This is a genomic window from Persicobacter psychrovividus (assembly GCF_036492425.1).
In the GTDB taxonomy this organism is placed as follows: domain Bacteria; phylum Bacteroidota; class Bacteroidia; order Cytophagales; family Cyclobacteriaceae; genus Persicobacter; species Persicobacter psychrovividus.
The window spans coordinates 193,161-215,811 of the sequence record NZ_AP025296.1 but is presented as its reverse complement, the minus strand read 5'-3'; the positions used below and the strand labels follow the sequence as shown (position 1 = coordinate 215,811).

Here is a 22,651-nt window from a genome sequence, read left to right as displayed (position 1 = left end):
TAGAATATCACAGATTAAATCTTTGGCTTATTAGTCCAAATAGGCGCAGCGTACATTCACCGCTCATTAACCAAGGTTTAGTATAATATAATTCCCTGAAAATAGGCTATCGAATATTTTTGATCGGGGTGATTGCATATTTTCGACAGCCTACCCCAAAAAAAACACTTCTATTCGATCAATAACGATAATCGAATAGAAGTGCGAACACCACTCATAAAATTGAAAATTATTTCAAGGAATAACGCTTGCACATATTTTTATAATTTATAAAATGATAATCATTTATTAACATCTATATGATGTGTAAATTACCACATTATAAATATGAATTTTCATTAGAAACATGAAAAGAAACGTTAGGGAAAATTGAAAGTCCTAACTGCTCTCCATAGGCTAAATCGAAATAATCGATTCTGATTTTATATAGCCCCTTTTTTAGCAATAGTGATTTCTCCTTATGTATTGGCGCATGCACCCCATCATTATCAATCACTAATTGATCATTGATATAAAGCATCGACCCATCATCAGAGGTCAGCAAAAATTTATGTATTCCAGTAGCATTCACTTTAATGTACCCTTCGTATCGTAATACAAATGCATCTTTACGAACAATATTAGGAATCTCGATTTTACTGCTTGTAGTTACCCATTTTCGGTTTTTGGGCTCATAGTCTTTAAGAGAACTAATCGAATCCGTATAGTAACTACATTCAAGACCTGGCTTTAGACTATATTGCGCCACCGAAACAGGGCGCGAAAAATACTTGAGCTTATGGAATTCATAATTCAATGTGTCACTATACATTGAGGGATTACCCTTTAGTTTAGCAAATACCTGTATATTGTTTGTAGTCTTTAAATTAATTGGTGTACGATAGCGGGAAAATGACTTTTTCCCACCAATTCGATAGAAAATTTCTGCGCCAGGATAAATATTTTGCAGAGCTACCGCTATAGTATTCTGGAAATATATGGGCGATAAATCATTCCCTCGTCCTCGTACTGTTGGAGGTGCTATAAATGGCTGAATTCCTTTTTGTTGTAAATAGGGCAATTCATTGGCGATATTATTCATGAAGGAATAACTTAAGCGACCTTTTGCGCCATTCCAGCATTTTTCGGCAAAAGGCAATAAACGAGGGAACAACATTTTATAAGCTTTTTCTGGTGTTCGAACGTACTCTGTCCATAGGCAGGCTTCTAAGCCTAAAATATTCTCCGACCCTTCCGGTTGTGTAAAAGCAAATAGATCTTTCAAAGTAATGATACCTTTTTCGGATTGCTCCTCTACTGCTGCATTAAATTGATATTTATTAAAATAGAATAGATCACTATTACAAATAACTGCTTTATAATCATTGTCGATAACTTGTTTTACAGCACTGCTATCCTGCCAAGCGGTAATTAGAAAGTCTTTCATTTTACCACCATTTGTTACCTCATCCCAAGCCAAAGGCTGTTTTCCCATTTCATTTACTTTTCGGCCTGCATTTTCCATAAAATAGGTATACAAATCATCACTATCATTTATATTATGATCATGCATGAATGTTTGGCATTTAGGGCAATCATCCCATGATGAATGCTTGGTTTCATCACCGCCAATATGAATATATTTTGAAGGAAAAAGCGCACTTACCTCCTCAATTACATCTGCGATAAAATCCTGTACCTCAGGATTTCCTGCGCAGAAAGGGTCCGAAAATTCAAAAGATTTATAAGGGTCTTTTTCAAAAGATTTCCCCTTACATGAAAACGAAGGGAAAGCCCAAAATACCGAAGCACAATGGCCTGGCATTTCAATCTCAGGAATAATTTCAACCTCACGTTCAAGTCCATATGCCACAAGTGCTTTGATATCCTCTTGAGAATAATATCCCCCATAAACATCCGTTTCAGGAGTACTGGCTGATACCGCATTTGGAAAGAAAGTCCATTGATCCGTATTTTCTCGAAATGCTGCTTTTTCCGTTAATAGAGGGTACTTTTTAATTTCAAGTCGCCATGCTTGGTCATCGGTAAGATGAAGATGTAACTTGTTCAATTTATATTGCGACATTAAGTCAATGTATTCTTTAATAAAAGAAACTGGAAAAAAATGACGCGCAACATCCAAATGAAGGCCTCTCCATTGGTAAAAAGGATGATCGACAAGCTTCCCACATGATATTACTGGCTGTCGCTGAAGTTGTTGAATACTTTGAAATGCATAGAAAGCCCCTGAAGGATCAGCACAATACACTTCAATCGTCGCATTTTTTATTTCAATTTCATATCCTTGACCCTTGATATCAGCTTTATAGGTATAAAGAATAGTGGGCTTTTTCCCTGCACTTGGAGATACTGGTATAATTAAAGGGGAAATATCAAAAGGAAGTGTACTTTGATAAGTAGGCTTTTCAGGCCAATGAAATTCGCCAGTAGATTGAACGCCATGAATGGAGGGAATGGATTGCCATTGTGCAAAGGCTGTAGCATAACTCAAGTTAAAAATTAATATGAGCCAGAGAAAAGGTGTTTTCATAAAAAATGTAAAGAAAAATATAACATTTAAAGATATACATATTTTTCTTTTATCACAAAAACAGCCCTTAAAGAACAAACTTTAAGGGCTGGAAAATAGATATTTAATTACATTTTAATCTTGAGATATTTCACTTATTGTTTTAGGATAATTCTTGTATAGTAAATTCAGTGCATTTACTAATATTTGCTTGGCAAATGCTTTACTGATCCGCTCATCTTCTGGCTTGGCGATATTGCCCAAACCGTAGAAATTGTGAACGACAATGGTTCCATCTCCAACTTTTACGGAGAAGGATGCCGCTCCAATGTTTCGGTTATGATCTCTGGCATAACCTGCATCGACGGCAATATTTTTTCCACTGATGATCATCCCGTTGGCATCTACTGCCCCGATTTGATAGTCTCCGGCAAAGGCAGTGTTTTGTGGTAAATCCTTAAACAAGTCGGATGACTTGGTGAAGATCCATGATCCCATCCACGCCTGCAAAGCATTTCCGACCTGACCGTCGAACGTCAACGCCTGCTCATCTTCCAAAATTTGTCCGTAGGTCACTACTGCACCGGCATTCAGAGGCATCATCAGCATTTGCGTTCCTGCTTTTATTTTGGCAAACAGCGAAGGAATATCAATAGAATGTTCAACACCTTCCACACTGAAATCCAAAGAAGGAACAAAAGCCGTCTGCTCAACATACTGCTGCCATTTCAAACCTTTCACATCCGTGTATGCTTCGCCTCCAAGGTTGAATGCCTGTGTTTTTCCATTAGCATCAACCACTTTGAAAGCACACATTTTCGCCATATTACAGCTGATGCGTGGGATATTAATCACCAATTTTCCATCAACAATATTGGCTTTGTATTCACGGTCGATTGCCTGGGCAAATCCACCTTCGGTGAAAAGATCAAAATCATGCTCGACCACCTTGCCGTTTAATGCTACATCAAACATTCTTGTTTTTGGTGCATTACAATATACCTCGGCATATTTCAGCGTCACCTCAGCCTGTCCATTCGCCAATCCCTCAACGGTGAAGGTCATATCGAGCGTGTCGCCATAGACCTCTGTCTGATACAAATAATCATCTCCTGTTCCTTCGATTGGCGTGGGTACTTTCACCCCTCTTGCTTCTCCACCGATCAAAATTTCATCACTCAAAATCAATAGGTCATACTGATTTTTTGGCTGATAATATTCAGCATCCATTCCGAATTGATCGTGGATATATGCCTTCAGACTTGGGTTATTTCCCACAATCCCTACCCGGTAGTGCTCAGGATTGAAGTTAATTTTTGAGTCAAGAACCGTCAGCTTTTCATTCGCAACAGCGGTTGTTGGCAATCCGCTGATTTCCAGTGAAAGCTCATATTTTCCTTCCGCCAAGGTTGCAGGCAATGCCACTTGCTTGGCAATCGGATAGACAAATTTATTCTTTTTGAAGGTTGGTACAGAAAAATCCTTACTCCATACCACCTTGTTGGATTTGCGCAAAACAAGTTTCGCCTGCTTGGCGTGTGCCTGATGTGATTCATTGACCAAATACAAATCAGCCAAGAACTGCTCACCAGCCTGCACTGCCTGATGATTCAGGCGGATGGTCGAACGCAAAGCCTGTACCCGATTGGCTACCAAAGCCGGATCCGATTTATGACGGCGCTGATTGTCCACCAAGCCAGAGTGGTTTTCAATCGCTGTACTTTCCCAGCCGTTCATGATAAATCCATCGTTCTCATCCGACAGTTTTGCCGTCTCGATAACCTTACCCCAGAACTCATAGCTTTTGCGACCAATGGCTTTGAACAATTCTCCGGCATCGGCATAAGCGCCTTCAAATCCCCACTTTTTGATGAAGTCACCATAAGCCTTGTTCATCTCCTGCTGATCAATCAAATCATAACTTTTTCCGCCATGCGCATTGATGTATTCAATCATCATCTTGGCGTTGTCCGGCGTCGCTGCACCCAACATTTCACCCCAAACGACGATCTGATCTTTGATTTCTGTTCGGTGTGTAAATTCTTTGTCTGACTTATAAAGTTCGTCTTTCCAAACACCAGGGCCACCAACCGTATGCTCATCAATCCAGCCTCCAAAACCATCTCCCTTGTCATAAATCGGTGCTTCAGTATAAGGTAAGAAGGTCACCTGTCCTTCAGGGTTTACGCCCGATTTCAGGGTAATCACCCGGCTTGGATCCTCTTGTTGCATTCTTCGCAATACATGCCAGATGCGAGGATTTGCCAAATCAAAAGTGACCTCATTTTGCAGGTTGTAAGCAACCAAAGACGGATGACTTCTTGCATCACGGATCATCTGAATGATTTTGGCCTCCATGTATTTTTGGGCAAAGGTTTCCGCTTCTCCGTCTTTACCCCAAACATCGATGGCATGTGATGCAGGAATTACGCCCTCCCAGTCCAGTTTATAATCATTTTGCAAAGCCGTACGTCCACCTCCGGGCTCCATCATGCGAAGCAGTCCGAGTGAATCCTGTAAATCAAAAACTTCTTTGCGTCCAATATTTCGGTGGAAATGTAGACAGTTCATCCCCAAATTTTTTGCTGCCATTACTTCCTTTTTCGCCAACTCATGCGATGGGAACAGCCCATTCAATCCCCAGTAGCCCCAAGAAATCGCACTCAGTAAACGAATGCGCTGATGGTTCAGGCTTAAATAAGCATCTTTACCAATTCCTTCGGCATTGAACCAACGGAAACCGAATGTCTGTGTGCGGTATGCGAGTTTGGATTTTTTAGCCTTGAATTGCGCTTTCACCTGATACAGGTTGGGATCTTCAAGGGTCCACATTTTAGCTCCTTCCAATTGACAAGCCTCTTTGATCGTTGTCGTTTGCTGCGGATCTATGGTAATTTTATCACTCTTGAAAGCTTTTACGGCTTTCCCGTCCTGATCAAAAACGGTATATTCTATTGCTCCCTTTATCGCTTTGTCCGTATCATTATGTAAAACAGCATAAACATCTACCTGATCCAAATCGGAAGTATTCAGCACATAAAGGTCCTGCATTTGGATGTTTTTGTCCTGCACTTCGATGCTCATTCCCCGGTCAATTCCTCCAAATCCATGCGAACGGTGGAAAGAATATTTCCCCCACTGCAAGAAGATTGGGTCGATCCAATCCATCTGACCACCAGGGTTGGTGATCCGAATGTCCAATTCATTATTTTGTCCGGCGATAAATGCTTTGCTCAAATCACACTGAAAGGAAGTCTCACTGATGATATTATATCCCACCAACTGATGATTTAAATATACTTCAGCACGCAAACGGGCACCACGGATATTCAGGATCAGTTTTTTGCCTTTGGCACTTTTAGGGATAAATACGGATTTTGACCACCAGGAAACGCCCAGATAACGACCGTCTTTTACCTGCTTGTCTTCGGTCTCAAAACCATAGGCATCCTCGTAGGCTTTGAGCCCATTGGTCCCCCAGAAATGCTGTTCAACGGTTGTTGGCAGACTCACTTCCACTGCTTCCTTTTGTTGATTCAGCGCTGCCCAACCGCAAGTTGGCGCATTTACGGGCAGCTCATCAATGTTGAAAGTGTTGGGTAAAAACAAGTCATCATTTTCCCATGCTGCGGTCTTATCAGGCCACAATCGCCATTGACTGTCCCCGATCTCGATTTGCTCCTGGGCAAAGGTGAGTGAGGTTTGGAAACACAACAACGTCAGTAAAAAAAGTAATTTATTTGCGCTCATATCCATAAAAAATAATTGAATTCAAAATTGATCATCAGCCAACAGATAAAGGCTGAAATTTGATTTAAAAAAGATAAAATGCATTCAACAATTACACCATAGCCGATAGTGTAAAAAGCGTCGACCAAAAAAAGGCATCCTACCCCCGTGATTTAGGGGATAAAATACCTTTAAAAATGTATAAATAGTTGCTCTGTCCTACTTACCGATCGTAAAATCCTTCTGGCAATACCTATTTAATAAATGAGCGTACCTTTGCTTATCCTCTTCAGTGGGCACCCGATAATGCTCCTGCCCCGGCACTGCTTCCAACAGCTGTTCGGCCTTGTTAATGCCCATGGCATGATAGGGCAAAATATCGACCGTTTTGACCGCCGGCAGGGAGTTGGCCAAATCAGAAAGGGCCTTGAAGTCCTGATCCGAATCATTGAAATCTGGAATCGTCGGGCAACGCAAAACGATCGGGCAATCCTGCTGACCAAGCCACTGAAGGTTCGACAAAATCGTTTCGTTGGAAACACCTGTCGCCTCTTTGTGTTTTGACGCATCCAGTGATTTAATATCAAAATGAATCAGGGAAATATAAGGGAGAATCTTCTTGAAATTCCCCAAAGATGACTGCCCACTTGTGTCCAAACAAACTGCAATGCCCAAGGCGTTCAAGCGTTGGCAGGCTTCCAATAAAAATGGAAACTGACTCATGGGTTCACCGCCAGAAAAAGTAACACCACCATCGGAGTTTTTATAATAATCGACATCCTTCAGTAATACCTCCATTACTTCCTCTATCGGCTGATGGTTACCCCAAATTTTGATCACATCCTTGGGGCAGGCCTCAACACAATGGCCATCAAGTTGGCAACTCGACAAATCAAATTCATGCTTCCCCTCGACAATGCTATGCGCCTGTCGCTCGCAGGCCGAAGCACAGGCTCCGCAACTGACGCATTTGTCAAAGGCAATACTGATGCCCTGCCCCATCTTTTGGGATTCGGGATTATGGCACCATTTGCACGATAAGGGGCATCCTTTCAGAAACACGGTGGTTCTGATGCCGGGCCCATTGGTGAGCGAGAAACGCTGAATATCAAAAACGACCGCCTCCATTTTATCAATACAAAGTACGGTGAAGGATCTCCTGCTGAACGTCAGGCGCCAGGTCAATGAACCTTGAACTGAATCCGCCCACACGCACAATCAGGTTCGGGTAATCCTGTGGGCGTTCGATCGCTCCCTGCAAATCTTCCTTACCCAAGACAGAAATCATTGCCTGCGATCCGCCATTTTCGAAATAGGTATTCAACAGTGCTTTGGTCACCAAACGACGCTCATTAAACATCTCCTTGGAGAACTTCATATTTTGTACCGAGCCCGCATGAATATCAATCGCTGGCTTGATCAAGGAATTCAAAACCGCCGTGATGCCGTTTTTATCTTGCCCACTTTGCGGATTATTGGCATTGGCCATATGTTCTCCATCCTTTCTACCATCGGGTGTCGCTCCGGTATGACGCCCCAAGATGGTATTGGCGTGGTTGTTAATATTTACCACCAAATAGGAATCCAGGCCTACTTTTGGTCCTTGCTCACGAACAAAGTTACAGACATGGTTGTGCACATTGATCAGCATTTCATCGGCTTCCTCGATGTCATTTCCATATTTAGGAACATTCAAAAAGGCTTTTTGCGCCGAGGGATTCTGCTCATAGTTCGATGCCATCAACTCCATCACCTGCTTACCCGTGAATTTTTTCTGCTCAAATACCAGTTGTTTGATCGCCAAAAGGCTGTCGGCCGCATTGGTATTGCCATAGGTTTCGATCGTTCCGCCCAAATGACGAAGCCCGCCGGCAAAAATCGGCTTCGCACGACCAATACAATCATCGAACAAAGCGGAGTACATCAAAAATCCTGCTTCCTGCCCGACCACATCATACTCTATTTTCTGCTGCTTCGCCAATGCGGTAACATACCGTTCAACAACCGCCTTGTAGTTTTGCTCAAACTCTTCGAATGTTTCTACTTCGGCCAGCGTTTTGCACTCCACGCCCATGATATTTTTCAGGCGCAAATCATAACCGCCATACAGACAGACTTCCACCGCTTTGGCCAAATTAATCACCCCATTTGGCGTACCGAAACTGCGATGGTTCAATACATATTCACCGCACCCATAAGGCAAATAATGTTCGGCTTCTTCCATCGAAACCCCGAAAGCTTTTGAGACGGCGGGGATGTTCACCTGGTCATTGTACAACATCGGGAACGAACAGCCCTCGCCGATGGCCTCCAGCGCATCCTCATACAAAGTCGGATCTTGCCCTACATCAAATCGTAGCGTCAATTGCGGCAAAACACCTGCCACATTTCTTGAAGCCTGAATCGCCAATTTAGCAAAACGGTCAGCATTTTCCGGGTTACGGCGACCACGTCCGCCAATGATTACCCGCCCATCAAAAATGGTATTGCGGAAGATAATCAGGCGCCAAAGACTTTCAATATAGCTGATCGCTTCCTGCTCCGAGATAACGCCATTGTCCAAATCTGCTGCCAGCAAATCTCCAAGATAGATGTCCATGCGAGAGTAGTTGAAAGCCCCGGACATCATGCTCCAAAGCTGCACCAACTGAATCCCCTCGTAAAAAGACTGTGGTTTTTGGTGGGCAATGCTTCGCAAGGCAGCACTGATCTTTTCCCCCGCAGGGTGATTCAGTCGGTCAATGTGATCGGCATACTTTTCCGCCGTTTCCGACACCACATTCAACATCGAAAGCATTCCCTTCAAAAAGGCAACCTTCTCCGGATCTCCTGCATATTCGTTCATCCGGTCGAGCACCTCATCTTTCAATCCAGAAAGCCCCTTGCTTGTCAGTGCATCATAGTTTTGCTGAGCGCCCCCCATACGGTACAAAGGAAAACCAACACCCGACTCATGAAACCAGTTGTCTGATGGCAACACCTCGGCAACATCCGCAGGGTAAGCCTGACGGGTATTATAGGTAGTGGTTTTGTCTTTCCAGTAAGCCTTTAATTGCGCAATGCGCTTCAGGTCCTCAAAATCAAGGTCATGCTCCTGTTCAAACTCCTCCCACATTTCTTCCATACAATGGTAGCCAAGCCCACCCTCCTGTGGGAAAAATCCTATCGGCAACAGTTTCACCCGTCCCCATATCAGATCCTCAGCCTCAGGGTCCAGAAAAATCGCCGGAAACTGAAGCTTCAAATATTCAATTTCTAACTGGTATCTATCGGTATTGAACAAAGCCTGATGACGTTCGGTCATCGCTTCCATCAGGCTTAATTTTTCCTTTGCATTCTTCATCATCTCTCTAAAAAATTATTTGTATATCAGTGGATTGTTTCCTTTGTTTTCGCCTCTACAATGCCACATTTTATGACCCTCCGCTTTTGGGTGATCATGATTATAAGCTAAATCCAAGCTAAAATAGCGCATGGTGTAACCGCAACGTCTGTACTCCGAGGTATTTGGATTGGCACCATGTATAATTCGACTGTCGTGGAACGAGCATTCGTTTTGTCCTAATTCGAACCAAACGACCTTTTCAAGTTCCTGCTCTGATAGCGGAATTTCTTCTTCAAACACATTCGTTGTATTATCCACTTTTTCATATTCTGAAAAGCCATTCGCGTGTGTCCCGGGAATTACGCCCATACAACCATTGCCCTGAAAGGAACGATCGAGTGCGAGCCATACCGTTACGATACCATCAAAATTATCGAATCGGCCTTCCCAATAAGCAGAATCTTCGTGCCACGGCGTACGGCGTCCCGTTTTTGGTTCTTTACAGATAAAATGACTTGACCACAAGCCAATATTTGGGCCGATCAATTGTTCCACTTTATCAAGGACGGTATCAGACAATAGAAATTCCAACAGGCGCGGGTCGTGAAAATGTGGGGTATCCAACTCATCGGGGCGTTTGTTGCCACGATCAGCCAAATGCTCTTCCATAATTCCGTGTAAGCGGTCAAACTCCTCCGCAGAAAATAATGGGCGATTATGCAATACATAACCGTTGTCCTGATAATTCTTTACTTCTACTGTTGATAGGTTGGTCAGTAATTGTTCCATGAGGTCTATTGGTTTATTTTGTTTGATGATTCAAAATTGAGCATAAAAGCCCTTCAGGTCTCCCACAGAATCGCTATATTTATGATACTATATTGAATTTTTTACTTTTGCGTATATTATGATTTTTGACAAGGTACCTTTCGCAGAACATCAGGCCTATATGATCCGTTATTTTGAGATTCCATATGTCGATTACCCCCTGCATCAGCATGATGCCTACGAACTTACCTTCACACAGAACAGCTACGGAACCCGCCTTATAGGCAATTCTATTGATCCTTTTCATGAAAATGACCTCGCTTTAATTGGCCCAAACCTCCCACATCAGTGGCAAAATGATGAGGTATATATCAATAGTAAACATGAAAAAATATTACTGACTGTTGTTCATTTTACAGAACAAGGCCTTACCCAAATACTGGAACAGCCGGCAGGCCAAAAAATCAAAAAACTATTAGAGGATAGTCAAAAAGGTATCGCTTTTGATAAAATTATTGTTGATCAAATCTTGGTTCTATTGCAAAAAATGAAATCAACTGATACCATGGAGGGCTACCTTGCTTTCCTGCAAATGCTCCACACCCTGGCCGATGCAGATCACTATCGGCAGTTGTCCACCGCTTCCTTCGTTGGTGGCAATGAACGTAACGAACAACGCATAAAATCCGCCTACCGATACATTCACGAAAACTTCAAAAACGACATCTGCCTCAATGATGTCGCCGACCACCTTTGTATGTCGGCCTCCGCTTTTGCACACTTCTTTAAAAAAAATACAGGCTTCACTTTCTCTTCTTTTATTAATGAATCACGCATTGCAGTGGCCTGCGAAATGCTGCAATACGGCCAACAATCCATCAGCAGTATTTGCTATGAAGTAGGATTTCAGAATTTGAGCTATTTCAATCGGGTTTTTAAGAAGATAAAAGGCCTAAGCCCACTGGAGTTCCGTCAGGCTTTTCAAAAAAATTATGCCCCAGCGGCTTTAAGCAATACATAACAGTGCGCAGGCTTAGAGACCATGATTTTCTTGATTATCATGATTTTTATTTTGCTCAATATATTTAATAGGTCTTCTCAAAATAATCTGTGTAAATCCATGTCATCTGTGAACCAATCATGGTTCATAACTAAGTGGTTTAATTTTTTTGCATCTATCGGTATGAGGTTGTTGTATAACCATAAATTGATCTTGTTCCACGAAATTTTATTGGGTCACTGTATGGGCTGACCCAATGTCATTAAATTAAGCGCATTATCCTGTAGAGACGTTATTTTTAACGTCTAATTCTATGGTGATTTTATAGGCTTCCTCTTAGATTTATTCAAATTGTTACGTGATTCGTTAAGAATAACGCCTCTACGAGCATTTCAAATTTAGACCTGTGTCCCTCAAAATCCTTAAATTAATGATATTACTGGCTGACCTGCGCGTCTGCTCGAATCATCATAAATTTTGTGGGGTTTGGATACACACATAGGTACCTCCATACAGCTCACAAAATAATCTCTTGCGATAAAATGAAAATTTCGAGTTTTGAAACGCCTCTACGATAGTGAAACGGAAGGTGTGAATAGGCTAATCAAGACCCATATCACACTTCAGACAAAATAAAGGACCTATTTTACAATTGACAGTAAGATGGCCTAAAATCAAAAATGTAGATTTGTCCTACAAAAAGGCGGAATTATAACCCTTTTTTAATCTGTGGATTTGAACATTGATCAAAAAAGAAAATCTCATGAATCAACTGTTTAATATTGACAACAAGACCGCTGTTATCTCTGGCGGTGCGGGCGTTTTGGGCTTGGAAATTGCCGGCTATTTACTGAAAGAAGGGGTAAAAGTTTTTATCCTGGATTATAACGAAATCCTGCTTACCGAAGCGATCGGCAAGCTCGAAGCTTTCGGTGAAGTACAGGGCTTTGTTTGTAATGTTTTGGAAGAGGCAGACTTGATGAAAACAAAAGATGCCATTTTGGAACAGGTGGGGCAGATAGATATTTTGATCAATGCTGCGGGTGGCAACAGAAAAGGCGCCAACATTTCCCCTGACTCGAACATCTTCAAAATGGATCGTCAGGATTTCAAAATGGTCAATGACCTGAACTTTTTGGGCACGGTTTACCCTACCCTGGTATTTGGCGAAGCGATGGCCAAGAATGGCAAAGGTTCCATCATCAATTTCTCCTCCATGGCCACGGTGCAATCAATCAGCCGCGTGATGGGCTACAGTGCTGCCAAAGCAGCCGTTGATAATTTCACCAAATGGATGGCCCAGGAGTTGGCCTCCAAATTTGGAGATCAGATCCGCGTGAATGCCGTAGCACCGGGATTTTTTGTTACCCACCAAAATCGGGCAATTTTGATCAATGAAGACGGCAGCCTGACCGAGCGATCGGAATTGGTAATGCAAAAAACACCGATGAACCGTTTTGGAAAGCCTGAAGAATTGTGCGGAGCCATTCATTTCCTTTGTGCCGAAGCATCCTCTTTCATCACAGGAACCATCATTCCGATTGACGGAGGTTTCTCGTCCTTCTCCGGCGTATAATCATGAAGCAGTCGAACGTGATTACTTCTGGAGCTTTTTCCTATTATGTGGAAAAAGACTGGGCGGACAAACACCACCCGAGCCTGAATGTCCATCATTGTCACGAGATGGTTTTTAACCGAAAAGGACAGATTATCCTGGTCAATACCGAGCCCAAAAATAACATCGTCATCTTTGAGCCCGACGGACAGATTGCTCGCTCTTTTACTTTTGGAATGAAAACCGCCCACGGGCTGACGATTTCCGAAGAAAATGGGCAAGAGTTCATTTATGTTACTGATGCCGAACAGGGCCACCGGGTCATCAAGGCTGATCTTTCAGGAAATATTGTGCAAGAGTTTGAAGCGCCGATCGGTTGGGGAACCTACCAAAACCTGGAACAATGGAAGCCTACCGAAACCGCCGTTGCGCCCAACGGCGACCTCTACGTTGCCGACGGCTATGGCGAAGGCTATGTGACGCAGTATAATGCTGAAGGTCAAATCCTTCAAGTCTTTGGTGGCAAGGGTGTTTTTGACTCTCCCCACGGCATAGCGGTGGATGATCGCTTTGAAGAACCTCGACTGATCGTCACCTCAAGGGGTGAACAGTCATTTTTCGTTTGTAATATGTTTGGTGAAATCAAGCAAAAAATCCATTTACCTGACTGTTGGATTTGTCGTCCGGTCATCAAGGGAGATCTGCTATATTTTGCGGTCATCGTAACGAAGGATTGGTTTGTTTACGACGGTGGGTTGGTTGTTTTGGACAAAGAAAATCAAGTCATCAGTGCACCGGGCATGAACATGGAAAAAAGCCGTTTAGATAAAGAAAATTTTTATATCGAAAGTGATTATAAGACCTTTCTGAATCCGCACGATGTGGCTGTTGATGATGATGGGAATATCTATGTTCCGCAATGGCTGTCGGGAAAAACCTTCCCTTACAAGCTGCACCGGATAAGCGAATAGACTGCAACCTTATCAATACCATCTGACTGAAGCACTAAAGTATGCTTTAGTCAGATGCTTACGCTATTTCTGACACTATTTTTTAAATCATGAAAATTAAAAAGACTTTTTTAGGAACCGCTATAATATTGGGGTCAAGTTTTTTTTGTGCTTGCAACACCGTAGAACAACAAAGCTCGAATGACTCAAATCTATATTGGCCCGGCAACTTTGAGCAGGCGGTTTATGGCGGGAATTTCAGCCGTGCGCTGAATGTGGTACTGGATGATACCGATAATTTTACTCAAAACGGAAACAAGGCATGGCACCTACTGCCCGGAAAATATCAGCACCTTGAAATCCTGACCACCGATAAGGGCGAATGGACAGTCAGCTTTATGGCAAAATCCATCAAGCCGGTGGACGTACTGATTAAGCCTGTTTTTCAGGATGAAGAGCATAAAAAGCATACTGAGGATCATGCTGTTTCTTTAGTAGGTGACGGACAATGGCACCCTTACCGTGTAACCTTTAAAGTCAGCCACCCTTACCCTGGTCCAAAATCCGGAGAGTTGCTGGTCAGCTGTTATAACGGAAGTGGTGCCGATGCATGGATTGATAATTTGGAACTGAGCCCTGCGCCTTCCAACAAATTGGAGGCATCTTTTACAAAGCCCAACCCATCGATGGTGACGAACTTGATCAAAAACAACGATTTTGAATCGGGTATTTCCCATTGGCAATCTACAACCGAAGGTGCAGTTTTCGATGCTTCCTCACTGCGTAAACTTGACATCGAAGGCAATAAAACCCGAGCGATTGTTTTGTCTCCGCAGGTAACAGAAGGAGCAACAGCGTCTGTCGGACAGGCGATTGATGCTACTTCGCTGGCAGGAAAACGCATTCGTGTATCGGCAGAGGTCAGCTTCCTTACGCTTAATGGCAACGGCTTCTCGTGGCATGGCTTTTTATTGGATGTGCATGAAGGGGACAATAAGAATGGTAAAGTAATTTACGGTGATCCAAGCCCAAACTGGATGCCGATGGGCTTGTCTGCCCCTGTTGGAAAATCGAAAAGATGTTACTCGGAATATTTCGTTCCTGCGGGAACTGAACACCTTTTCATTGAACTAAAAACATTGCCTAAGATGGCAGACAATCTGGTGGCTGTTGATAATGTAACCATTGAAGTGATTTAAAATGATTAATTTATATATTTTATTAAGTTTCCTGGCCTTTTCAAATCATAAAAAAGTGGAAGATAAAGTAATTGAACACGGAAAAATCCGTATAGAAGTGAAAGCAAACGTTGGTGCGAGGTTAAACCAATTATATTTTGATAATATTCCGCTTTTGGTTTCTGATAAAGAACAGGAAGAATATTACGGTTCCACCTGGTGGCCAAGTCCGCAACGTGACTGGCACTGGCCACCGCCAAAATCAATCGATGAGGGTGCCTACCACTACAAACAGTCTGCTACTTCAGCCAAAATGACGAGCAGTCCCCTTAAAACAAGTGACTTGAGGCTCACCAAAGGCATCGAGATCATCAATGACCATAAGGTCCGTTTTACTTATGAAGCTGAGAATATCGGTAAAGAGAACAAAACCTTCGGGCATTGGGAAATCACCCGCTTGGCAAAAGGGGGACGTGTTATTTTCCCTGCCGGAAGTGCTTTTGGCGATGCTGAATTTGCCACTTTCCCGGGTTTATTGTATTTCAAAAAGGATAAAAACACAGAAAAACTCATCAATCCTTCGGTTGATTGTTTTGACATTCCGATCAAAAAAGGCTGTGGTACTATTCCGCATACTGACAAAACAAAGCTTTTGGCGGATGGTCAGGATGGCTGGGCTGCATACCTCAATGATGGGATATTATTGGTCAAGAGTTTTGAAAATACGGAGATTGATCGATTGGCACCAACGCAAGGCGAAGTTGAGCTATTTGTCAACCCTGACTTAGATTTTATCGAACTCGAAGAGCACGGAGCTTACCAAACAGTTGCTCCTGAACAAACCTCTACCTGGACGGTAGATTGGTATATGTATAAGTACCCTTCCAATATGCCTCAGGATGCAGCATCGATTAAAGCATTTGTAGAAAAAAACATCAAGGTAAATAATTTATAAGGATGAAGGTTTCATTGAAGTTTTTATTCATTTTAATTATACTGCCTATGATTGTATTTGCGCAAAACAAGGAAGAAATAACCATACCCCTTTATGATGGTCTCCCCCCAAATTCAATAGCGATGGAGGGGAAAGAAATCGTCAATCACTCTGACGGCATCATGAAAATATCTAATATTCAAACGCCAAGTATCAGCGTGTATTTACCCCCGAAGGAAAAAGCTACGGGCGAAGCGGTGGTGATCTGCCCCGGTGGTGGGTATTGGATATTGGCCTATGATTTGGAGGGAACAGACATTGCGGAATATTATAACACACAGGGCATTGCCGCAATAATTCTCAAATACCGGCTACCGACCAGCCATCCGGCCAAGGTGCGCCATGAATCGTCCCTGATGGATGCTCAGCGGGCCATTCGCCTGACGCGTCAGCATGCGGAAGAATGGCATATTCATTCGGAAAAAATAGGGATCATTGGCTTCTCTGCCGGTGGACATTTGGCGGCGATGGCTTCAGTGAATTATGATCAAGGAAAACCGGATGATAAAGACCAAACGGAACATTATTCCTGCCGACCCGATTTCAGCCTGTTGATTTATCCGGTGATCACCTTCACCGAAGATTTCACCAATGAGGGAACGCGCAAAGCACTATTGGGTACAGAGGAACAGGATCAGAAATTGAGGGAAAAATTCAGCCCCGAGCGATATGTTAACGCCAATACCCCACCGACTTTTTTAATTCATTCAATGGATGATGATGTGGTGGATTATCAGAATAGCGAGCTGTATTTCAATGCTTGTCGAACCGAAGAAGTTATGACCGAGCTTCATTTGTTCCCCATTGGCGGACATGGTTTTGGCTTAGGCAAACAATACCAAGGAGTTGATCAGTGGGCGAAATTGTCCGTTGATTTTATTCGTCGGTTGTCAAAATAAGCGATACAACAAATGTTCAACAGCCTGAAGTGATGCATCAGATAAACGTTATTTTGGCCAGGGAATGCCTACCCTCAGCCACATTTACTTTTTATATTTTAGACAGAAAAATGAACCTTAAAAAAGGGCTTCGCAATATCGCGAGCCCTCTTTAATGCTTCAATCTTGGTCCAAACGACTCGTTGGACTGATCCTCATAAGTGGTCAAGCCTTTACCCAATTTGCGATAATTAAGAAAGGGTTCTTTAAAGGTAAAATTAAAGAGCACCTGTTGCCGCAACCCTTCATTATCATCTTAAATTTTTTCTTAGGTTTTGTTTTTCACTGAAATCGTCCTCAATAGTACATAAGGCGCCCTAACAATTCATCAAGCAAACTCTCGACGATACCATAAAAACCATGCAAAATTTAGGAGCCGCATCACAATCACTAAATAGGCTCAATGAGCCACAAACATCTCCCTATTAAAAATATTCTGTCAAGCCAATATAAAAGGCACTCTCTCCATTCAAGGACATTCCGTAATCCAATGAAATATTGGTTCGCGTCTTTTTATTGAGCATAATCCTTAATCCTGCCCCTGCAGCCACCTGAATTGCATCGAACAATTTCACTTGATCCATCTCTGAAGATACCGTAGTCGCATTGGCAAAGAGCACCCCTCCAAAAAGATCCGGCTTACTGTTCAGCAATGGAAGCCCAAAGCGGTATTCCCCTTCAAAATAGAAAATGTTCTCTCCTCGGAACCTTCCCTGTGGAAATGCCCGTCCTGAACGCCCCATCTGATCCCAGCCAAGGGCAGGAAGCAGCATATAGGGAACATCGCCACTGGTAACAAAATTGGCATAAGACCAGATGGCGATAAGATCCCGTTCTCTGTTTTTTGACACACTGAAATAATCGCGGTACTCAAGCCACAGCGAGGAAGAATTCTTGGTACTTCCCAGCCAGGTTGGGTTATACTTGAAAGAGGCATAAGCGTATCGACCATGATATGGATTGGCGACATTATCGCGGCTGTCATAAATGATATTGGTAGAAAAACCAGACAGGTTATATTCTTCGGGATCAAACCCTTTGTCTATACTATATCGATAGTGATCGGTGTAAATTTCATTATCCAAATCCAATAATTCATCATTGATATTGGAAAGGATATCCAAATGGTAACCCACCCCCACATACAGGTTGGTCTTGACTTTTCTTAATGCCGTCTGATAAAGGCGGATCATGTCAAACTCCATCGGCTGTTCGCCAAGCAAATTTCCCGTTGGTGTCACCACCTTGTCAGACCCCAAACCATAAGTATTCTGAGAAGAGAATAACAAACGGTAATCGCCCATCAAATTCCAGGTATCGTTGGCCGTATATACAATCGGCTTGAAAGTAAACATCAGCTGATTATTCGTTGTGTTGGTAACGGTCAGTAAAGCCGATGAAATACGCGTGCTATTGGGATCGCCCATAAACATACCTCCAGAAGCAGCCACCCCATAAACAAAACCAAATGCAGGATTGGAGGCAATAACAGGGATAGGCGAAAGGTACAATTTACCAACTTTCGGCCCCGAAGTATGCGCTTCAATTTCTTCTTTTTCCTCCTGATGATCAAATGCGTTTACACTGAAACTACATAAAAGTAATAGGATAGTATATATTGAAATCTTATTCATAAGATTGTAAATAAATTTTTGGCATATTGGCGACCGTAATAATCACCTTTATGACCTGTGATAAAAATTGTTCATCATATGAGGTTAAGTTTATCCAATCGGGTAGTCAGCAGTTTATTGCATCCGATTATCGATTGCTGTAAAAGGAAAATAAATAACACATGCTAACAAAGGCAAACGAAAATTCAGTATTATAAAAGAATAGCATAAACCTCACATCGTGGAAATTATGTGAGCCTATACTATTCTCAACAGCAATACAGGTCATTGATTTTAAAAGGTGAAGGTTCCAGGCTTCATCCTTCGTGGAAATGCTTTAAAAGTTCCCATAAATTTCATCACCTCATCCATGGCCTGATAAGCATTTGGAATGCTTTCGTTATAAAAATCGGTGTATCTTCCGGCGGCATCAACATCAGCCGTTTCAAAAGGATCAGCTCGCAAATTGTAGATCAATGGTGCATTGAGCTTGATCCACGGCTTACGCCAAACCTCAAAGCCAATGCCTTCCTGAATCTGAAAATGCGTTTTCCAATCTCCTACACGGATGGCCGTCAGTTCCCCATTATCATTCGAAAATACGAACACATTTCGTGGGCCTTCGGTTGTTTGTCCAGTCATGTAAGGAAGGAAATTAAAGCCATCCAAATGCACTTTGAAATCTTTACCGTTCAGCTGCGTTCCCGCTTTCAGTTGCTCCGTAATTTGGCTATTTCCTGCCGCCGCCAATAGGGTAGGAAACCAGTCGTTATGTGCTATAATTTCATTGGAAACCTGCCCTGCTTTTATCTGTGCGGGCCAGCGTACCAATAGCGGAATACGCATGCCCCCTTCCCAGGTTGTTGCTTTTTCTCCACGGAAAGGGGTTGCCCCTCCATCGGGAAAAGTGCTTTTCATGGCACCATTATCGGTAGAGTATACGACGATCGTATGCTCATCAATACCCAGTTCTTCGAGATAATCAAGCACCCCGCCAATCATGCCATCATGCTCCACCAAGCCATCCTGATAGGTCAGTCCCGTACGCTTCGATTCTTCTTTCAGGTGGGTCCAAACGTGCATACGCGAGGCATTCAACCACACAAAGAAAGGCTCTTCCTCCTCTACCGAAGCTTTCATAAATGCTTTTGAAGCCTCAATAAATTCTTCATCCACGGTTTCCATCCGCTTTTTCGTCAATGGGCCAGTGTCCTTAATGGCACCGTCGGCAGTAGCATGCAACACCCCACGAGGGCCAAATTTCTTTCTGAAGTCCTCTCCTTTCGGATAGGTCGGTGATTCAGGCTCTTCCTCCGCATTGAGGTGGTATAAGTTTCCGAAAAACTCATCGAATCCGTGGTTCGTTGGAAGGTATTCATCGCGGTCCCCAAGATGGTTTTTACCAAACTGTCCTGTGCGGTAACCTTGTTCTTTCAGGGCTTCGGCAATGGTGGGGTCCAGTTCTGAAATTCCCTGAGGGGCTCCAGGCATTCCCACTTTCGACAAGCCAGTTCGCATAGGATGCTGCCCCGTGATAAAAGCCGAGCGGCCAGCGGTACAGCTTTGCTCTCCATAGGTATCTGTGAAACGAATCCCCTCATTCCCAATTCGGTCAATGTTAGGCGTTTGCGCGCCCATCAGCCCATTGTGATAAGCACTTAAATTTAGCCAACCGACATCATCCCCCCATATCACCAGAATATTTGGTCGATCATTTTTTTTGCTCTTCTTTTGTGCAAAAGCTGTTGAAAGCCCCAGTACAGCAACAAGGATTAATAATAAAAAATTCCGCATAAGGATCTGCATTAGAATAATTATAGTATCAGATTAATAATTAATATGATACAAATCTATGCAGTTTATAAGGAGATTTATTGCACTCAAGCGTCCAATACTATTGCGGTTGCGTCAAGTGAATAACGGCCATTACTTCTTGATCAGGCTTGAGGGAGAGACCCCAAAATGATCCTTGAAAATTTTTGAAAAATGACTCACCGAAGAATACCCCATCTTATAACATATCTCTGTAATAGATAACGATTGTTGAGCAATCATTTGTCTCGACTGTTCCATCCGGATATGTTTTCGATAAGTCGTCATATCGACACCATGGTATGCCTTGAATAATCTTTGCAGTTTTCGTATTCCTACAGATAAATCCTCCGCCAAATTTTTTATTGAAATATCCTCAAATGCCATATCCATTAATCGTTGCTCCGCTTCAATGATCAGTTTTAAATCATCCTGATGAATAAAATGACTGTGCTGATCTTTCGCCATTTGATCAAGGTATAGATTTTCAAGCATCAGCATAATCAGTTCCTCACATTTATTGATCACATAACCTTTGGTAAACTGATTATTGATTTTATAGTTATTCATTTGGAAGAGTACCTTTTGAACTTCCATGGAAAACGGATACTTATAACACCATGGTGCTGTGCTATTTAGCAACTCATTTAACGCTAATGGCAGATCGTAATATTGCACTATTTTTTGCATTTTTTCTATGCTGATAAAAAATTGCACGTGCCGGTTTCTACGATAAGCAGGGGCAAAAGTACTGTAACTGAAATACCTGTTGAGAAATAATATATGGTTTTGTATCCCTTCCTGACTTTTATTTTCAATAGATTCAGTGATATCATGAGATTCAAAGCTATATATAATTGAGAAAAACTTTTTATTAATATCTTCCTCAATTTTTCTACTGATCATCAAGTCATCATTTATACAGAAGTCCCCATAATGTAGAATAACCCCTTCGACCAAGGAGCTCAACTGTATACTCCCGGTGCCTAATTGCGATGGTATTTTAAAGGTGCCTTCTAAAATTTCTCCGCCTACCTGATCGGCAAGCTCCTGTAGTAAATTTTCAGTCTTGGTAATTTTTAAATGTAACATCAACGCCTATTTGTACAAAAAATTTACTTTTTATCCATATACGGATTTGCCAATTCCGCAGGGAATACAATGCCTGTACAAAGTAACTATTCTTTATGTCACTTCACAGCTAATTTATGTCGCATTTCCGCAAATTAAAAACAGGTAAAAACAATACCTTCACTAAATCATTAAGCCCCAAATTAATTTCGGGTTTATACAAATTTAGAAAAATCATTCCCATGATAAATCATATTAAAGAACTTCAGAAGAATTTAAATCAGCAGATTTTCGGACAAGCACATTTGGTCGAACGCCTGCTGATTGTATTACTGGCAGATGGTAATCTGTTACTCGAAGGTTTGCCCGGCCTCGCTAAAACCCGCGCGATCAAAAGCCTTGCAGCCCAAGTCAAATGCGGTTTCAGCAGAATTCAATTTACCCCCGATTTATTGCCCTCAGACATTACCGGCACAACGGTTTACCAGCCCGAGGCCAATACCAAATTCGTGTTTGAAAGTGGTCCCATTTTCAGCAACCTAATTTTAGCAGATGAAATTAACCGTGCGCCTGCAAAAGTTCAGTCGGCATTGCTCGAGGCCATGGAAGAACGGCAAGTGACTGCCGGCGGAAAATGTTACCCAATGAAAAAATTATTCATGGTAATGGCCACGCAAAACCCCATTGAGCAGGAGGGCACTTACCCTTTACCTGAAGCACAAATGGACCGTTTCCTGATGAAAGTTGAAGTGGGCTACCCAGATAAAGCAGCGGAGAAAGCCATCCTTGATCTGATGCGTGATGAGGGAACATCGGCCCCAATACCCAAAGAGGCGGCGGTTACGGAAAAAATGATATTTCAGGCGCGTGAGGAAGCCCTTGATGTGGCGGTCAGTGAGGCGATCAAACAATATATTATAGACCTGATTTTTGCAACGCGATATCCAGAGCAGTACGATGAAGCTTTGGCGGAATGGATTGAGGTTGGCGCATCGCCGAGGGGGACCATTGCCCTTGAATGTTGCTCGCGGGTATATGCATGGCTGAACGGCCGCGACTTTGTTTCTCCCGATGATGTACGGGCGGTGGTTCATGATGTGCTGCGCCACCGGATGATTTTGGCCTACCGCACAGAAGCTGCAGGGATCAGCGCCCATCAGGTCATCGATAAAATTATTGAACTCGTTGGTGTGCCCGCTTAAATAATCG

15 protein-coding genes are annotated in these 22,651 nt (G+C 42.7%); 7 read left to right on the top strand and 8 right to left on the bottom strand.

Features of this window, described 5'->3' with window-relative positions; genetic code table 11:
• Nucleotides 1–319: 319 nt before the first annotated feature.
• The 5 genes from AABK40_RS20980 to AABK40_RS20960 form a co-directional block, all read right to left on the bottom strand.
• Nucleotides 320–2,530, bottom strand: a complete 2,211-nt coding sequence (locus tag AABK40_RS20980) for a family 20 glycosylhydrolase (protein ID WP_338399124.1) — start codon at nt 2,528–2,530, stop codon at nt 320–322.
• 114 nt (nt 2,531–2,644) lie between these two features.
• On the bottom strand, nt 2,645–6,259 hold the full coding sequence (locus tag AABK40_RS20975; protein ID WP_338399123.1) for a malectin domain-containing carbohydrate-binding protein: 3,615 nt from the start codon (nt 6,257–6,259) through the stop codon (nt 2,645–2,647).
• A gap of 198 nt (nt 6,260–6,457) precedes the next feature.
• Complete coding sequence (locus AABK40_RS20970) at nt 6,458–7,366, bottom strand: glycyl-radical enzyme activating protein (RefSeq protein ID WP_338399122.1); 909 nt, start codon at nt 7,364–7,366, stop codon at nt 6,458–6,460.
• 4 nt (nt 7,367–7,370) lie between these two features.
• Nucleotides 7,371–9,584, bottom strand: coding sequence for a pyruvate formate lyase family protein (locus tag AABK40_RS20965; RefSeq protein WP_338399121.1), 2,214 nt, complete (start codon nt 9,582–9,584; stop codon nt 7,371–7,373).
• Nucleotides 9,585–9,596: 12 nt separating this feature from the next.
• On the bottom strand, nt 9,597–10,352 hold the full coding sequence (locus tag AABK40_RS20960; RefSeq protein WP_338399120.1) for a phytanoyl-CoA dioxygenase family protein: 756 nt from the start codon (nt 10,350–10,352) through the stop codon (nt 9,597–9,599).
• Between the two features lie 118 nt (nt 10,353–10,470).
• On the opposite strand from AABK40_RS20960, the gene AABK40_RS20955 reads away from it, so the two are divergent.
• The 6 genes from AABK40_RS20955 (at nt 10,471) to AABK40_RS20930 (ending at nt 16,907) form a co-directional block, all read left to right on the top strand.
• Complete coding sequence (locus AABK40_RS20955) at nt 10,471–11,352, top strand: AraC family transcriptional regulator (protein WP_338399119.1); 882 nt, start codon at nt 10,471–10,473, stop codon at nt 11,350–11,352.
• A 742-nt stretch (nt 11,353–12,094) separates the two neighbouring features.
• Nucleotides 12,095–12,907 (top strand): SDR family oxidoreductase, encoded by an 813-nt coding sequence (locus AABK40_RS20950; protein ID WP_338399118.1) that lies wholly within the window; start codon nt 12,095–12,097, stop codon nt 12,905–12,907.
• A 2-nt stretch (nt 12,908–12,909) separates the two neighbouring features.
• Nucleotides 12,910–13,857, top strand: a complete 948-nt coding sequence (locus AABK40_RS20945; protein ID WP_338399117.1) for an NHL repeat-containing protein — start codon at nt 12,910–12,912, stop codon at nt 13,855–13,857.
• 89 nt (nt 13,858–13,946) lie between these two features.
• The gene (locus tag AABK40_RS20940; RefSeq protein WP_338399116.1) at nt 13,947–15,035 is read left to right on the top strand and encodes a hypothetical protein; all 1,089 of its coding nucleotides are present in this window, start codon (nt 13,947–13,949) and stop codon (nt 15,033–15,035) included.
• Nucleotides 15,036–15,090: 55 nt separating this feature from the next.
• Nucleotides 15,091–15,969, top strand: coding sequence for a DUF4380 domain-containing protein (locus AABK40_RS20935; protein WP_338399115.1), 879 nt, complete (start codon nt 15,091–15,093; stop codon nt 15,967–15,969).
• 47 nt (nt 15,970–16,016) lie between these two features.
• Nucleotides 16,017–16,907, top strand: a complete 891-nt coding sequence (locus AABK40_RS20930) for an alpha/beta hydrolase (protein WP_338399114.1) — start codon at nt 16,017–16,019, stop codon at nt 16,905–16,907.
• A gap of 464 nt (nt 16,908–17,371) precedes the next feature.
• Here AABK40_RS20930 and AABK40_RS20925 read toward each other — a convergent pair whose 3' ends face one another.
• From AABK40_RS20925 to AABK40_RS20915, 3 genes are all read right to left on the bottom strand, one after another.
• Nucleotides 17,372–18,580, bottom strand: coding sequence for a BamA/TamA family outer membrane protein (locus tag AABK40_RS20925; protein ID WP_338399113.1), 1,209 nt, complete (start codon nt 18,578–18,580; stop codon nt 17,372–17,374).
• A 273-nt stretch (nt 18,581–18,853) separates the two neighbouring features.
• A complete protein-coding gene (locus tag AABK40_RS20920; protein WP_332920892.1) occupies nt 18,854–20,353 on the bottom strand; it encodes an arylsulfatase in 1,500 nt (499 codons plus the stop codon).
• 132 nt (nt 20,354–20,485) lie between these two features.
• Nucleotides 20,486–21,463: a helix-turn-helix domain-containing protein gene (locus AABK40_RS20915; RefSeq protein ID WP_338399112.1), complete on the bottom strand. Its 978-nt coding sequence runs from the start codon at nt 21,461–21,463 to the stop codon at nt 20,486–20,488.
• A gap of 116 nt (nt 21,464–21,579) precedes the next feature.
• On the opposite strand from AABK40_RS20915, the gene AABK40_RS20910 reads away from it, so the two are divergent.
• Entirely contained in the window at nt 21,580–22,644 is a 1,065-nt protein-coding gene (locus AABK40_RS20910; RefSeq protein ID WP_338399111.1) for an AAA family ATPase, read from the top strand.
• Nucleotides 22,645–22,651 lie beyond the last annotated feature (7 nt).